The organism is Gemmatimonas sp. (assembly GCF_031426495.1).
Taxonomy (GTDB): domain Bacteria; phylum Gemmatimonadota; class Gemmatimonadetes; order Gemmatimonadales; family Gemmatimonadaceae; genus Gemmatimonas.
Window position 1 is genome coordinate 119,213 of sequence record NZ_JANPLK010000077.1, and the last position, 14,906, is coordinate 134,118.

The 14,906-nt window shown below is 65.2% G+C and carries 14 protein-coding genes; 6 read left to right on the forward strand and 8 right to left on the reverse strand.

Translation table 11 applies throughout. From position 1 onward, the window contains the following. Positions 1-28: 28 nt before the first annotated feature. Together RMP10_RS19070 and RMP10_RS19075 are read left to right on the forward strand one after the other, a co-directional pair. Positions 29-1,213, forward strand: coding sequence for a TonB-dependent receptor plug domain-containing protein (locus tag RMP10_RS19070; RefSeq protein ID WP_310571695.1), 1,185 nt, complete (start codon positions 29-31; stop codon positions 1,211-1,213). Then, positions 1,210-1,620 carry a surface-adhesin E family protein gene (locus RMP10_RS19075; protein WP_309668985.1) on the forward strand — a complete coding sequence of 137 codons (411 nt, stop codon included), beginning with the start codon at positions 1,210-1,212 and terminating at the stop codon, positions 1,618-1,620. The genes RMP10_RS19070 and RMP10_RS19075 overlap by 4 nt, the downstream gene beginning before the upstream one ends. On the opposite strand, the gene RMP10_RS19080 is transcribed toward RMP10_RS19075, so the two are convergent. Continuing rightward, positions 1,559-2,470, reverse strand: a complete 912-nt coding sequence (locus tag RMP10_RS19080; protein ID WP_310571696.1) for an EamA family transporter — start codon at positions 2,468-2,470, stop codon at positions 1,559-1,561. The genes RMP10_RS19075 and RMP10_RS19080 overlap by 62 nt on opposite strands. A 94-nt stretch (positions 2,471-2,564) precedes the next feature. Here RMP10_RS19080 and RMP10_RS19085 point away from each other — a divergent pair, with 94 nt between their 5' ends. The 3 genes from RMP10_RS19085 to RMP10_RS19095 are packed head-to-tail and all read left to right on the forward strand — an operon-like array spanning position 2,565 to position 8,386. Continuing rightward, complete coding sequence (locus tag RMP10_RS19085; RefSeq protein WP_310571697.1) at positions 2,565-5,891, forward strand: hypothetical protein; 3,327 nt, start codon at positions 2,565-2,567, stop codon at positions 5,889-5,891. Between the two features lie 3 nt (positions 5,892-5,894). Next, positions 5,895-6,569 (forward strand): DUF305 domain-containing protein, encoded by a 675-nt coding sequence (locus RMP10_RS19090; RefSeq protein ID WP_310571698.1) that lies wholly within the window; start codon positions 5,895-5,897, stop codon positions 6,567-6,569. A 41-nt stretch (positions 6,570-6,610) separates the two neighbouring features. Beyond that, positions 6,611-8,386 carry a hypothetical protein gene (locus RMP10_RS19095; RefSeq protein WP_310571699.1) on the forward strand — a complete coding sequence of 592 codons (1,776 nt, stop codon included), beginning with the start codon at positions 6,611-6,613 and terminating at the stop codon, positions 8,384-8,386. A 17-nt stretch (positions 8,387-8,403) separates the two neighbouring features. Here RMP10_RS19095 and RMP10_RS19100 read toward each other — a convergent pair whose 3' ends face one another. From RMP10_RS19100 to RMP10_RS19130, 7 genes are all read right to left on the reverse strand, one after another. Next, complete coding sequence (locus RMP10_RS19100) at positions 8,404-9,621, reverse strand: NADP-dependent isocitrate dehydrogenase (protein ID WP_345785829.1); 1,218 nt, start codon at positions 9,619-9,621, stop codon at positions 8,404-8,406. A gap of 75 nt (positions 9,622-9,696) precedes the next feature. Next, complete coding sequence (locus RMP10_RS19105) at positions 9,697-10,191, reverse strand: asparaginase domain-containing protein (protein WP_310571700.1); 495 nt, start codon at positions 10,189-10,191, stop codon at positions 9,697-9,699. Next, positions 10,188-11,003, reverse strand: coding sequence for a tRNA (guanosine(37)-N1)-methyltransferase TrmD (trmD, locus tag RMP10_RS19110; protein WP_310571701.1), 816 nt, complete (start codon positions 11,001-11,003; stop codon positions 10,188-10,190). Before trmD ends, RMP10_RS19105 begins: the two co-directional genes overlap by 4 nt. Before the next feature lie 21 nt (positions 11,004-11,024). Beyond that, positions 11,025-11,546 (reverse strand): ribosome maturation factor RimM, encoded by a 522-nt coding sequence (gene rimM / locus RMP10_RS19115; RefSeq protein WP_310571702.1) that lies wholly within the window; start codon positions 11,544-11,546, stop codon positions 11,025-11,027. A gap of 13 nt (positions 11,547-11,559) precedes the next feature. Next, a complete protein-coding gene (gene rpsP, locus RMP10_RS19120) occupies positions 11,560-11,868 on the reverse strand; it encodes a 30S ribosomal protein S16 (RefSeq protein WP_171223936.1) in 309 nt (102 codons plus the stop codon). A gap of 186 nt (positions 11,869-12,054) precedes the next feature. Then, entirely contained in the window at positions 12,055-12,531 is a 477-nt protein-coding gene (locus RMP10_RS19125) for a hypothetical protein (RefSeq protein ID WP_310571703.1), read from the reverse strand. Then, positions 12,528-12,932 (reverse strand): helix-turn-helix transcriptional regulator, encoded by a 405-nt coding sequence (locus RMP10_RS19130; RefSeq protein WP_310571704.1) that lies wholly within the window; start codon positions 12,930-12,932, stop codon positions 12,528-12,530. The genes RMP10_RS19125 and RMP10_RS19130 overlap by 4 nt, the downstream gene beginning before the upstream one ends. Positions 12,933-13,093: 161 nt before the next feature. On the opposite strand from RMP10_RS19130, the gene ggt reads away from it, so the two are divergent. Next, positions 13,094-14,818 (forward strand): gamma-glutamyltransferase, encoded by a 1,725-nt coding sequence (gene ggt / locus RMP10_RS19135; RefSeq protein WP_310571705.1) that lies wholly within the window; start codon positions 13,094-13,096, stop codon positions 14,816-14,818. Positions 14,819-14,906 lie beyond the last annotated feature (88 nt).

Genomic DNA, 14,906 nt, shown 5'->3' on the forward strand with positions numbered 1-14,906 from the left:
ACCACACAAGCCCACCGCTCGGTCTCGCATGCCGCACTGCTCTTCCCACCTGAAGGATCCGCGCGCTGGCCGGCGCTGGCGCGTCGTAGTCGCCGCGTGCTCCGCAATTGCGCTCCTGCCCTGTACCGACCTCGCCGCGCAAGTCGCCGCACCGGTGCTCACGGGTATGGTGAAGGGCTCTGTCGTGACCGAGTCGCGGCGGCCGCTGGTCGGTGCCCAGATCCGGTTCGGCAGCGCCGTCGACTTCGCGGAATCCGACGACGCTGGACAGTTTACCGCCGCCAGGGTGAATGCAGGCGCGATGTGGCTGCGCGTGCGCCGCATTGGCTACCGACCGGAGTCGCTGCTGGTCACCGTTGTGGCAGGTCAGTCCATCGAGCCGACCGTCATGATGAACCAGATCGCCCAAAACATCGCGGCGGTCAAAGTGGTCGGCCGGCGTGATCTCACCGGGCCGATGGCTGGCTTCTACAAACGACTGCAGGCTGGCGGCGGACGTTACTTCACGCAGGCCGAGATCGAAAAACGTCAGCCGAACAGAATGTCGGACCTGCTGCGCTCCGTGCCGGGCATCCGCATCGAGCCACGCGGCTTCGAAAACAAGGTGCGCATTCGTGGCAGCCGCTGTTCGCCCTTGGTGTGGATCGATGGGCAAGGCCTGTTTGCTGCCGAGTTCGATCTCGATGCGGTAGACCCGCGATCGTTCGAGGGCATCGAGGTGTACAGCGGCCCGGCCAGCGTGCCGATCGAGTTCCAAGGCAATCAGCGCATGAGCAGCGCCTGCGGCACGATCATTTTGTGGTCGCGCCGCGGCGAGTATCGTGAAAAGAAGCCGAAGAAAGGTGAACCCACCCCTGCGGCGCGCATCGCACAGCTCCTCGAAGAGGCCACCATCTTCACCGCCGCTGATGTCGACGCCGGAGCCCGCGTGGACTCGTCGATGGTGGTGCGGCCGTTCTATCCCGACTCGCTGTTCGACGCGCAGGTGGCGGGCGAACTGATCGCCGAGTTTGTGGTCGGCACCAACGGTGAAGCGGTGATGGAGACGTTCAACTCGATCACGACCACGCATCGTGCGTTGGTCGAGCCGGTGCGCCGTGCCGTACGCGAGCAGCGCTTCGTGCCCGCCGTGCGTAAGGGACGCGTCGTGCAGCAGGTCATGCAGCTGCCGTTCACGTTCGTTCCTGACTCTACCGCCCGCCGACGCCGATGACGCTGAAAGCCCAGGTTGCCGCCATCATCGGTTCGCTGCTGTTGGCAGCGCCAGCCGCCGCACAGAAACTCAAGGAGATTGGCAAGACATCGGTGGGCACGCCGGTGTTTCTCGAGGCCAACTCGGTGAAACGCGCCAACGGCATTACCACCGCCACCGTGCGAGTGCGCCTGCAACCGCCGCTCAAGCACGCGCTGGGCGATCTCCGCAGTTCGCGCACCATCGCCATGTACGACTGTGCCAAGCAGACCGTGGCGACGAAAGAGAGCTGGTATTACCTCGACGACGCCGGCAAGAAAGTCGGCATGCACAAAGAGGTGAAGATGCCCGGCTTCGGTCCCTCGTTCAAAGGCTCGCTGGCTGACGTGGTGATGCGGCACTTGTGCGCGACTCCCCCGCCGCGCTGAGCAAAACGCCGGCGATCACGAGCGCCGCACCGGCCAGTCCGAGCGGCGACAGACGTTCGCCCCACACCACGTACGCAGCCACCACCGCGATCACCGGCTCCAGCGTGGCGATCGTGGCCGCGCGCGCCGACGGCAGGCGCTTCACGCCTTCGGCATAGGCGAGATACGCCGCGTACGTGCACACCAGCGCGAGAAATGCCACGCCGCCCCAGGCCGATCGCGACAGCGACTGAAACGGTACGAACGGCAACATGGTGGCCGCGCCCACGCCCAGCGCCCAAGCCATGACGCGGGCCGACGCGTTGCGTGAAAAGAGCCGACGCCCCACGAGGAAGTAGAGCGCGTACATCGCGCCCGAGAGCAGTCCCCACCCCACCGCACTCGGCGACCAGCGCACTTCGCCGGTGCCGCTGGCCAGCGCCACGATGGCGACGCCGACCAAGGTGAGCGACAGCGCCGCGGTGGCCCGCGCGCTGACCCGTTCGTGAAAGAAGATTCGTCCGCCGATCGCCACCCAGATCGGTGCCGAGTACATCAGGATCGACGACAACGCCACGCCGCCCTGCTCGATGGCATTCAGGTACGAGTAGTACAGCACGGCGACACCAGCCACACCCAAGAATACGGCGGCGGGGCGATCGGCACGTTGCAGGGGTTCAGCACGTGTAATGGCAGCGTGAACCGTGAACAGGAGTGCGGCAATCGCGGCCCGCCAGAAGGCCACCGTGAGCGGCGGCGCTCCGTCGGACATGGCCACCCGTGACATCACCCCGAGCAGCCCCCAACACAGCACCGCCAACAGAATGGCGATCGAGCCGTATCGAATGGTGGCGGGGGTCTGGGTTGTCATCGGACGGAATCTAGCAGCCGTTACCGGTCCGCCCCATGTTGAACGGGTCCCCCCTCTTCGGGTCCCGCACCCTCTTCCTCGGCTCAGGCTTCCCGTGCGTATCCCGCGCGCTTTACAGGCTCACTGCTCGCTCGCGCTTTCCCTCGCGACGGCGCTTTCACCGATAGCGCGCGCGCTTCCGGCGCAGACCGATCCGGGCTTCAACGCGCTGCATTGGCGCGCCATCGGTCCCGTCCGCGCCGGTCGGGCGCGCGCCCTGTCCGGTGTGCCCTCGCAGCCTAGTGTGTTCTACGCCGGCTTCGACAACGGCGGCGTGTGGCTTAGTACCGACTACGGTTCGAACTGGGTGCCGTTGTTCGACGAGCAACCCACCGGCTCGATCGGCGCGATTGCGGTGGCGCCGTCGAATCCGAACATCATTTACGTGGGCAGTGGCGCTGGCATCATCCGCCCCGATCTCGCGGTCGGCGACGGCATGTACAAGTCGGTCGACAACGGCAAAACATGGGCGCATCTGGGGCTGCGCGAATCGCAGATGATCGCGATGGTCGATGTCGACCCGAAGAATCCCGACCGGTTGTTCGTGGCTGCGCTCGGGCATCCCTACGGCCCCAACACGGAGCGCGGCGTATTCCGCTCGCTCGACGGTGGCTCGTCGTTTCAGCGCGTGCTGTACAAGGACGAATACACGAGCGCGAACGATGTGCGCATCGATCCGCAGAACCCTGACATCGTGTACGCCACGCTCTGGCAGCAGCAGCAGAGTTTCATCGAAGGACAGGGCTTCGGCGGTGGCGGCAACGGCATCTTCAAGTCCACCGACGGCGGCACCACTTGGAAGCAGCTCACGGTGGGATTGCCGTCGATTCTGCAGGCGAACATCGCGTTTGCGCCCGGTAATCCGAGAGTGCTGTACGCGATGGTCGCTGCTGCACCACCCGCCGGCTCAGCGGCCGGCGCATCAGGCCCGATCGGCTTCTACAAGTCGACCGACGCCGGCGAGCATTGGTACCTCGCCGTCAATGGCCCCGGTTCGGCAGTTGGTGCCGCACCGCAGATCGTGGACAATCGCCCGCTGGCGCGCATTGGTGGTGGCGACCTCCCCACGATTACGGTCGACCCGAGCAATGAGAACGTGGTGTACAGCGCGTCGGTCGTGATGTGGCGTACCGAGGATGGCGGTCTCACCTGGTCGGCCGTGCGCGGCGCGCCGGGTGGTGATGATTACCAGAAGATCTGGGTGAATCCAAACAATCCCGATCTCATCTTCGCCGTGGCCGACCAAGGTGCGGTGGTGTCGGGCAATCGCGGCGCGTCGTGGAGCAATTGGTACACGCAGCCCACCGCTGCCATGTATCACGTGACCACCGACAACGCGTTTCCGTATCGCGTGTGCAGCGGACAGCAGGACTCCGGTTCGGCGTGCGTCAACAGCCGCTCTGACGACGGACGCATCACGTTCCACGATTGGCATCCGGTCAACATTCAGGAGTACGGTGTCGCCGCGCCGGATCCACGCGATCCCGATGTCGTGTTTGGCAGTCAGCGCACCAACGTATCGAAGTACGATCGTCGGACCGGACAGACGGTGTTGGTTGGCCCTGACCTCTCGGTGCGTGGACCCAACGGCGAGAATTTCGGCCGCAATGTGCGCACCATGCCATTGCACTTCTCGCCAGTGAACCCGGACGTGCTGTACTACGCGTCGAACGTGGTGTGGAAGACGCTCGATCGCGGCCAAAGCTGGACGCGCATCAGCCCGGACCTCGCGCGGCAGACGTGGGACGTTCCGGCTACGGCCGGCAAGTATACCAGCAGCGTCACGCCGGCACCGGCCGGCGCGATCACCGCGTTGTCACCGTCGCCGCGCAGCGCCAGCGTGCTCTGGGCCGGCACCGACGACGGACAGGTGCAGGTCACCACGAACGGCGGCACGTCGTGGAAGAACGTGACCCCGGGCGCGCTCAAAGCGTGGACCCGCATCTACAACATCGACGCCGGGCACTTCGACGCCGGCACGGCGTACATCGCGGCGAACACGTTCCGTCTTGATGACCTGCGTCCGCACTTCTATCGCACGCACGATGGTGGTGCGACGTGGACCGAGATCAGCAACGGACTGCCAGGCAATGCGCCCGCGAATTCGATCCGCGAAGATCCCAAAGTGAAGGGGCTGCTGTACGGCGCCACCGATACCCAGGTGTGGGTGTCGTTCGACGATGGGGATCACTGGGAGTCGCTGCGCATCGACATGCCGGCCATCGCGGTGCGCGATCTGCAGATCAAGGACGACAGCACATGCCTCTGCAGCGATCTGGTCGCCGGCACGCATGGTCGCGGCTTCTACATTCTCGACAACGTCACGCCGCTGCGTCAGATGGCGGCGGCGCGGGCAGCCGTCGCCGCGCGCAACGCCTATCTGTTCAAGCCGGCCACCGCGGTGCGTGTCCGCTTTGCCACCAATGATCCCACGCCGTGGCCGCCGGAGATGCCGTCGGGCGAAAGCGCGCCATCGGGCGTGTTCATCGATTACATGCTGGCGTCCAAGGCGTCGTCGCCGATTACGCTCGAGATTCTCGACGCCACAGGCAAGCTCGTGCGCTCGTACTCCAGTGCTCAGAAGGCGCTCGATCCGCATCCGTATCTCGATCGCGCCCGCTACAACGAGGTGTGCAAGAAAACCCCGACCGCGCCGTACTGCGGACTTCCGCTGTACTGGCCCGGCCCGCCGCAGGCGTTGAAGGACAACGCGGGACTGCATCGTTTCACGTGGGATCTGCACTTCGATCCAGTCACACCGGAAGACGCAATCCCGCAGGGTGACGACGATGCGACCGGCGCCGTACCGGGTCGCACGCTGCCGGTCGTGAACGCCCCGTGGGCCCCGCCCGGCCGTTACACCGTGCGCCTCACGGCCAACGGCACGACGTCCGAGCAGCCGCTCACGTTGCGGCTCGATCCGCGCGTAAAGACGCCGCCCGCCGCACTGGCCCGCCTGCACGCGCTGAGCACCGAGATGTACCGCGGCGCCGTGGACACGCACCGGGCGTTCGTGAGCGCACGGGCCGTGATCACGCAGTTGAACGGCATGAGCGGCGCTGAGGTCGACGCCCTCAAGGCGCAGCTCGAAGCCGTCGCGCCGTCGTCGGCCACCGCCCGCAATATCCGCGGCTTCCGTCGTCGCGGCGCCACCACCACCGCGGCCTCACTCGAAAGCGCCAGCACGGCGATGCTGGCCGCCGCCATGGCCATGCACAACGCCGACGTGGCCCCCACCGCCACGCAGGTGGCAGCCTGCGCTGCAGCGCGCGCCATGGGGGTCGACGTAATACCGAAGTGGAACGCACTGCGGACCACCGGCATCGCGGCGTTCAACGCCAAACGCAAGGCGGCCGGGCTCCCCACTCTCACGCTCCCCTGACCCATGTCTGCTCGCGTACGTCTCATTTCTCTGCTCGTCGCGTCCGTCACCCTGCTCGGCGCCTGCGCGTCGGTCAGCGGCGGCGCCGGCAGCACGCGTCCGCTCACGCCGGCGCAACTCGCCGCGCAGGACGGAGGGATTCCTCCGTACACGAAGGCTGATGTCACCTTCATGCAGGGCATGATCAGCCACCATGCGCAGGCCGTGACGATGTCGTCGTTCGCCGACGCGAACGGTGCGAGCTCCGAAGTGCGCGTGCTCGCCGGCCGGATCACCGTCGCGCAGACCGACGAAATCGCCTTCATGAAAACGTGGCTCGGCAAGCGCAAGCAAACCGTCCCGGCCGGTGACATGGAAGCGATGGCGCATGCCCATCACGCCGGCATGGACATGTCGAGCACCGCGGGAGGAAGCGCGGGCGGCATGATGCCCGGCATGCTCACAACCGCCCAGATGGACACGCTCAAGTCGGCCAAGGGCTCGGCCTTCGACTGGTACTTCCTGACCTTCATGATCCAGCACCATCGCGGCGCCATCAGCATGGTCGATGAACTCATGAGCGCCAAGGGCGCCGCCAACGATGACGACGTGTTCAAGTTCGTCTCCGACGTCGTGGCCGATCAAAGCACCGAGATCGACCGCATGGAGTTGATGCTCAAGACCCGCCCGCGCCCGTAGTCGCTGCCACTCGCCACGTTCACTCACTCCTACACACCCCGATGCCAACGCCACTTCGTTCTCTGCTCGGCGGCGCCTTGCTGATGGCCGGCACTGCGACAGCTGCCACCACGCTGCACGCGCAGCCCAAGCCCGACCCGCGCGTCGGCCTCAAAGCCGGGTGGTTCGACGCCGGTGAAGCCGCGTGGAACATCAAGCTCGTGTCCACCACGAAGCCCTCGGAATCCTTCCTCAACATGAGCACGCCCGGTGACGCGCGGCTCAAGAACTCCGATCTCGCCTTCAGCGGCAATCTGGTGTTCCAAGGCAACTACAGCGGCTGGCAGGTGTGGGACATCGGCAATCCGCGCAAGCCGAAACTGCGCACCGCCTTCGTGTGCCCTGGTTCGCAGAGCGACGTCACCGTGTACGGCAACCTGCTCTTCGTGTCGGCCGAAGCCGTGAGCGGGCGCGTCGACTGTGGCCTCGGTGGTGTCGAAGCCGAGGTCAGCAAAGACCGCGCACGCGGCATCCGGATCATCGACATCAGCGATGTCGAGCATCCGAAAACGGTGACCACGGTGCAGACGTGCCGCGGATCGCACACCAACACGCTCGTCACTGATCCGAAGGATCCGGACAATGTGTACGTGTACGTCTCCGGCTCGGCCGGCGTACGTTCGGCCGACGAACTGGCCGGCTGTTCGGCGCTCTCGCCGGACGTCGATCCGAACTCGGCGCTCTTCCGTATCGAAGTGATCAAGGTGCCCGTGAAGAATCCGGCGGCAGCCGCCATCGTGAGCTCACCGCGCATTTTCGAAGGACTCACCGAGGCCACACGTCACGGCGATGCGGCGGCCGACCGTCGTGAGCGTCCGGCCGGCGCACCAGCTCGTCCGTCGGTGGCGGGGCGTGGTCCCACGCAGTGTCATGACATCACGACCTATCCGGCGGTCGGACTCGCCGGCGGGGCCTGCAGCGGCTACGGCATTCTCCTCGACATCCGCGACATCAAGAATCCGAAGCGACTGTACGCCGCCGCCGACACCAACATGTCGGCCTGGCACTCGGCCACGTTCAGCAATGACGGCAGCAAGGTGCTCTTCTCCGACGAGTGGGGCGGCGGGTCGTCGCCACGCTGCCGCGCGACCGACAAGGTGGAGTGGGGCGCTGACGCGATATTCGTGCGCAACGGCGACAAGCTCGATTTCAAGAGCTACTTCAAGCTCCCCGCCGCGCAGACCAGCAATGAGAACTGTGTCGCGCACAACGGCTCGCTGATTCCGATTCCCGGCCGCGAAGTCATGGTGCAGTCGTGGTATCAGGGCGGCATCAATGTATTCGACTGGACCGATCCGAATCATGCGTTCGAGATCGGCTTCTTCGATCGCGGCCCGATGGATTCCACCGCGCTGGTCAGTGGCGGTCACTGGTCGGCGTACTGGTACAATGGCCTGATTTACGGGTCGGAGATCGCCCGCGGTCTCGATGTGTGGGAGCTCACGCCCAGTGAGTTCATCACGAAGAACGAACTCGATGCCGCCAAGCTCGTGAAGTACGCGTACTTCAACGCGCAGGAGCAGCCGCAAGCCGTGTGGCCCGCGGCGTTCGTCGTCGCACGCTCCTACACCGACCAGATGGCCCGCAACAGCGCGGTGCCGAAGGCGTGGCTCAATAGTGTGCTGGCACAGCTGGCGACGGCGGAAAAAGCAAACGGTGCCAAGCGTGCGGCGGCGTTGAATACGCTTGCCACCCAGCTCGACACCGATGCCGCCGCCAGCCCTGAGGCCAAACGCGTGACGGCTCTCAGCGCCGTCGTGAAGGCGCTCGCCAAGTAAGGCGAGCGCCCGCGTCCTCACGCCATCTTCGCCTGCAGTCGGCGATCGATGGCGTCGAGGAACGCCTCCGTGTGCAGATACGGCGTGTCCTTCGAAATGAGAATCGCGAGATCCTTCGTCATCTCGCCCGCTTCCACCGCTTCGATGCAGACCTGCTCGAGCGTATCAGCGAATGCCGTCACCGCCGGCGTGCCATCGAGCTTGCCGCGATGCGCCAGACCACGCGTCCACGCAAAGATCGACGCGATCGGATTCGTCGACGTCTTGTTGCCCTTCTGGTGCTCGCGGTAATGGCGCGTGACGGTGCCGTGGGCCGCTTCCGCTTCCATCGTCTTGCCATCGGGCGAGAGCAGCACGCTCGTCATGAGACCGAGTGAACCGAAGCCCTGCGCCACGATGTCCGACTGCACGTCGCCGTCGTAGTTCTTGCACGCCCACACATAGCCACCTTCCCACTTGAGCGCCGACGCGACCATGTCGTCGATCAGGCGGTGCTCGTACGTGAGACCCTTCGCGTCGAATGCGGCCTTGAACTCGGTGTTGAACACTTCTTCGAACAGATCCTTGAACTGACCGTCGTAGGCCTTGAGGATCGTGTTCTTGGTGCTCAGGTACACCGGGTAGTTCCGCTGCAGGCCGTAGGTGAGGCTGGAGCGGGCGAAGTCGCGGATGGAGTCGTTGAAGTTGTACATGCCCATCGCCACACCACCGTCGGCGCCGAACTTCACCACTTCGAACTCCATCGGCGCGCTCCCATCGGCCGGCGTGTAGGTCATGGTCACCGTGCCTGCACCCGGCGCCTTGAAGTCGGTGGCCTTGTACTGGTCACCATGCGCATGACGGCCCACCACGATCGGCTTAGTCCATCCCGGCACAAGGCGCGGGATGTTCGAGATGATGATCGGCTCGCGGAAGATCACGCCGCCCAGGATGTTGCGGATCGTGCCGTTGGGGCTCTTCCACATCTTCTTGAGCCCGAACTCCTTTACACGGGCTTCATCAGGCGTGATCGTCGCGCACTTCACCGCCACGCCGTGCTTCTTGGTGGCTTCGGCCGAGTCGATCGTGACCTGGTCGTTGGTCGCATCGCGGTGCTCGATCCCGAGGTCGTAGTACTCGAGTTCGACGTCGAGATACGGCAGGATGAGCTTGTCCTTGATGAACTGCCAGATGATGCGCGTCATCTCGTCGCCGTCCATCTCGACGACGGGGTTCACAACCTTGATCTTGGCCATGCCGGGGATACCGAAGAAGTTCACGGAGGGGAGCAGGAGCGAATCCTGAAGAATAGCCTCGACCGAGGGCGCTTGCTACGCCTCGCCCAGCGGCTCGAACACGCCGACGTCCCTGTTTTTTCGCACGTCATCCCAGCGGAAGCAGCGACCGTTCATGGCCACATACACGCCAGGCGCGAGTGCCTGCACGAAACTCAGTGCGCTACCGAGGTTGAACAGGCCGTCGGAGCTGCCGAAGGCATAGGGCACCATCGCGCCCGTAAGCACGACGGTCTTGGTGGTCACAGCGGCAGCGATCACGGCCGCCGTTTCCACCATCGTGTCGGTGCCATGCGTGATCACGATCTGCGTTTCGGTGCAGGCCACACAGGCATCCACGATTCGGTGCCGATGTGACTCCTTCATCTCGAGACTGTCGATCATCATCAGCACCTCGACGTTCACATCGAGCATGCACCGGCCGCGCCGCAGCATTTCTTCGACGTGCGTAGTCTCAAAGTGCAACGTGCCCGTGAGCTCGTCGTACTCCTTGTCGAAGGTGCCGCCGGTGACGAACACGCGCAGACTCATTCGGCCTCTCTCGCCGCGCGGGCGCGGGCGCGCTCCTTCGCCGCCTTCTCCTTCGCCTTCTTCAACGCCTTCGCCGCCTGCACACGCTCCACCGCCGCGATGGCCGCTTCGCGAGCAGCGATCATCTGCTCGCGCGCGGTCCACTCAGCGCGATCACGCGCCTCGGCCTCGCGCGTGCGCTGCAAGCTCTGGTCGTCGCGCCAGGCCGTCACCTTGGCGTGGTCACCGCCCACCAAGACGTCGGGCACGGTGAAGCCGCGATACTCCGCCGGACGCGTGTAGCTGGGCGCGCTGATGCCGCGATTGTAAAACGAATCGGTGCGCGCGCTTTCCAGATCGCTCATCGCGCCCGGCAGCAAGCGCACGGTGGCATCGATGATGGCCAACGCCGCCGGCTCGCCACCGCTCAATACGAAGTCGCCGAGCGAGAGCTCTTCGGTGGCCAAGTGCGTGGCGACACGTTCGTCTACGTCTTTGTAGTGACCGCAGAGCAGCGTAAGCTCGCTCCCGGCGGCAAAGCGCACCGCGTCGGCGTGCGAGAAGCGGCGACCGCGCGGCGAAAGCAGCACGATCGGCGCTGTGGCCTGCACCGACTCCACCGCTTCGAAGAACGGTCCTGGCTTCATCACCATGCCGGGCCCGCCGCCGAACGGATAGTCATCGACAGTGCGATGCCGATCGTACGTGAACGTGCGCAGGTCGATCAGGTTATACGACACACCACCGGTACCGGCCGCCTTCGCCGGTATGCTGATGGAGAGCGGCCCCGCGAAGAACTCGGGGAAGATCGTCACGACGTTGATGCGCAGCACGGCTGTGGTCTCGTAACCGCTCTAGTTGTCGAGCAAGCCTTCGAGCGGCTTGAGCACGATCGTATTGCGCTCTTCGTCCACGCGCTCGATGATCTCGGGACGCCACGGTACCAGCGGACGGCCAGTGGCGGTCTCGACTTCGAGAATCAGCCCCTGCGGCGCTTCGTATACGTCGCGCACTTCGCCCACGTGTCCCTGTCCGTCCACTTCTACCTGCATGCCGATGAGCGCAAAGATGTACATCTCATCGTCGTCTGGCTCGGGCATGTCGGCGGTATCCGCCAGCAAATAGCGGCCGCGCCACGTTTCGGCCACGTCTCGGTCGGTCACTTCCGTGACGCGCACGAGCCAGTCCTTGTTCATCGGACGGCCGTCTTCGATGTGCAGCATGGCCGCGGTGGCGTCGCCGCTGATTTCGCCCTTCCGGTCACCCGCATAAATGACAGCGCCGGACGTGAAAATCACGTCCGGCGCCGCAGATAGCGACTCGACGGCCCAGGCGCCGCGCACACCATGCGCGCGACGCACCTTGCCGACAATCACATAGTCCGCCAGATCACGCCTCGGGGAGGGCGACCGCGTTGGCCTGCAGCTTGGCCGCAAGGCGCGCTTCGTGACGCGACTTGAGGATACCGGCGCGGCGGAGCAGCGAGCGGACGGTGTCGGTCGGCAGGGCGCCGACGTTCATCCAATACTCGACGCGATCATGCTTGAGGTTGATCGCGTTCTCGCCGAGCTGCGGCTGGTACTGTCCGATGATCTCGATGAAACGGCCGTCGCGCGGCGCCTTCGAATCAGCAATGACGATGCGGTACATCGGGGTCTTCTTCCGGCCTTCGCGGCGGAGACGAATCTTGACGGCCATGTTCTGATCTCAGTTCAGACAGTTTGGACAGCTCGCCAGCGTGATGCCCGTTGCAGGGCCGCCGGCGTTTCGGGCTCGTCGCGAAGTCGGCGTTTCCGACCCGCACCCGAGTCCCCGTTTACGGGAAGCCTTGAAGCATAGTCAGGCTTGGGCGGAAAAGGTAGATTCGGCCTTCGCGTCCCGGACTCAGCCCATCTCTTCCTGCAGCGCCTCCAGCTCGGCGATGACCTCCAGGTCTTTCGGCCGGCCGGCGGCGCGCTTGACCCGAATCAGCCACGGCAGGTCGAGGAGCAGCAGCTCTCGTTCGAACGCCGTGACCGTGATGGCATGCGGCCGCAGCGCGTCATACGGCCCGCCACCGGTGATCTCACCGAGCAGGTCGATGGCGCCGGTCGTGGTGGTGAGGGTGAAATTGAGCCCGGCCCGTAGGGTCGCAACCGACCAGTCGAACGGCAGGCCGGGCGGCGCACCTCGCAGGTAAGGCGCGAACGGCGCCAGCGCCGTCACGATCCGCGCCAGGTTGGCCGGCGATCGCGCGTATGCGACGTCGAGATCGTCCGTAACGCGCGACGAGCCGTGCGCCCGTGCAGCCACGCCGCCGACAAGGATGAACTCCACCTCGGCATCGCACAGCGCCGTGAGCAATCGTTCGAGCTGCGTCATGGCGACGCGTGTGGATTGCTTTCGGCCACTTTCCGCGCGCGGGCGCCGGAGACCGCGTATCGCAGCGTGTGCAGGTCGGCCTGCCACTCGCCCAATGACTGCAGACGCTCATGCACGGACTTCCTGAGGTTGTCGCGGAGGAGCGTACGGTCGACGTCCCGCTTGTATCGCTCCACCACCGGGTCGGCGACCGGCAGCGGGACCAGCATGATTTTGACGGCGAACCCGGCCGCCTCGGCGCACCGCTCGATCGTGCCAATGGTCGGATTGGACTCGCCCTGCTCGAGCTTGGCGATGGCCGACTGCGACGTGCCGACGCGCTCCGCCAGTTCGCGCTGGGTAAGCTGCGCCTGCCGCCGCAGTTCTTGCACGAGCTCGCCGATACGCGCCATATCGTTCATGCGATGATTATAGCGTTTACGCTATATTTAGCCAAGTGGTAGGCGCTCCGTCGCCGCACGCGCACGGGTAACGTCGGGGGAATCCTGAGCGTATTCTGGAGCAGCAGTTCGAGGCATGCCGTTGTCGATCGACCGGCCTCCTCCCCTCCTTCCGCCGATCCATGGCTCTCTCTACCCTGCCCACTCGCGCCGCCGCCCGTTTCTGGCTAGCCGGCGCTGTCCTCCCCCTTGCCCTCGCCGCTCAGGAACCGGCCGCCGCCCGGGCCCCACGCGCCGCCGTCGACGCCCCCAAGGGCATGGTCGTGTCGGCCAGCGCGATTGCCAGCAAGGCCGGCCGCGACGTGCTGGCCAACGGCGGCAATGCCATCGACGCCGCCATCGCTACCGGCTTCGCGCTGGCGGTCATCTACCCCACCGCCGGCAACATCGGCGGCGGCGGGTTTATGGTGGTCCGCTTCCCCGACGGCAAGACGACCACCATCGATTTCCGCGAGAAGGCCCCGGCCCGCGCCACGCCGGAGATGTTCACCGACAGCAGCGGTGCATACTCGTCGCGCATTCATCACAACTCGCACAAGAGCGTAGGGGTGCCGGGCACGGTGGCGGGCTTTGCGCATGCGCACCAGAAGTACGGCAAGGTGTCATGGGCCAAGTTGGTCGACCCGGCCGTGAAGTTGGCAGGTGATGGATTCGCGGTGCCGAGCGGATTGGCGGCGTCTCTCAAGGGCGCGCAGACGCGGCTGTCGGCGTATCCCGCCACGATCGCCGCCTACTACAAGAGCGGCCAGCCGTACGCGGAAGGCGAGAAGCTCGTGCTGGGTGATCTCGCGAAGACTCTCACGCGCGTGCGCGATCAGGGGCGCGACGGATTCTACAAAGGCACCACGGCCAAGCTGATCGCCGAGGAGATGGCGTCGCACGGTGGTCTCATCAACGAAGCCGACCTGGCGGCGTATCAGCCGGCCGAACGCGCCGCGGTGAAGGGCACCTATCGCGGCTATGAAATCATCTCGATGCCGCCGCCGAGTTCCGGCGGTACGGCCATGATCGAAATGCTGAACATTCTCGAAGGCTACGACCTCAAGAGCCTCGGCCACAACTCGCCGCAATACGTGCATTATCTCGCGGAAAGCATGCGCCGCGCCTTCCGCGACCGTGCGCTGTTTCTAGGCGACCCCGATTTCACGAAGCCGCCGCTCGAGAAGTTGTTAGCCAAGGCGTACGCCACGGAACTGCGCAGCACGATCATGAAAGACAAAGCGTCGCCGTCGTCACCGGCCGATGTCGCGCAGGGCTACGAGAGCGACGAGACCACGCACTACTCGGTGGTCGACAAGGACGGCATGGCCGTCTCGGTCACGTACACGCTCGAAGCCGGCTACGGATTGGGTGCGGTGGTGAATGGCGCCGGATTTCTGCTCAACAACGAAATGGGCGATTTCAACGGCAAGCCCGGTCTCACCGACAGCACCGGACTGGTGGGCACCAAGCCGAACATCGCGCAGCCCGGCAAGCGCATGCTCTCCAGTATGACGCCGATGATCCTCGCCAAAGACGGCAAGCTGGTGGCGGTCGTCGGTAGTCCCGGCGGACGCACGATCATCAACACCGTCATGGAAGTGGTGCTCAATCTCATCGACTTCCAGATGCCCGTCCAGGACGCCGTGAACGCGCCGCGACTGCACCATCAGTGGCTGCCGAATGTGATCACGATGGAGCGCAACGGCACGCCGCCGGAAACGGTGAAAGCGCTGGAAGCGATGGGCCACACCGTGCGACTCGGCGGCAATCAGGGTACCGCGCATTCGATCTTCGTGAACGCCAAGGGCGTGCGCCAGGGCGCGGCGGACCCGCGCGATCGCGATGCGGGGGCGATTGGGCATTAACGGCGAAGTACGGAGTACGGGGTGAGGAGTATGGGGTAGAAATGAAAACGGGGTACGAAGCGCACTCGCTCCGTACCCCGTACTTCTT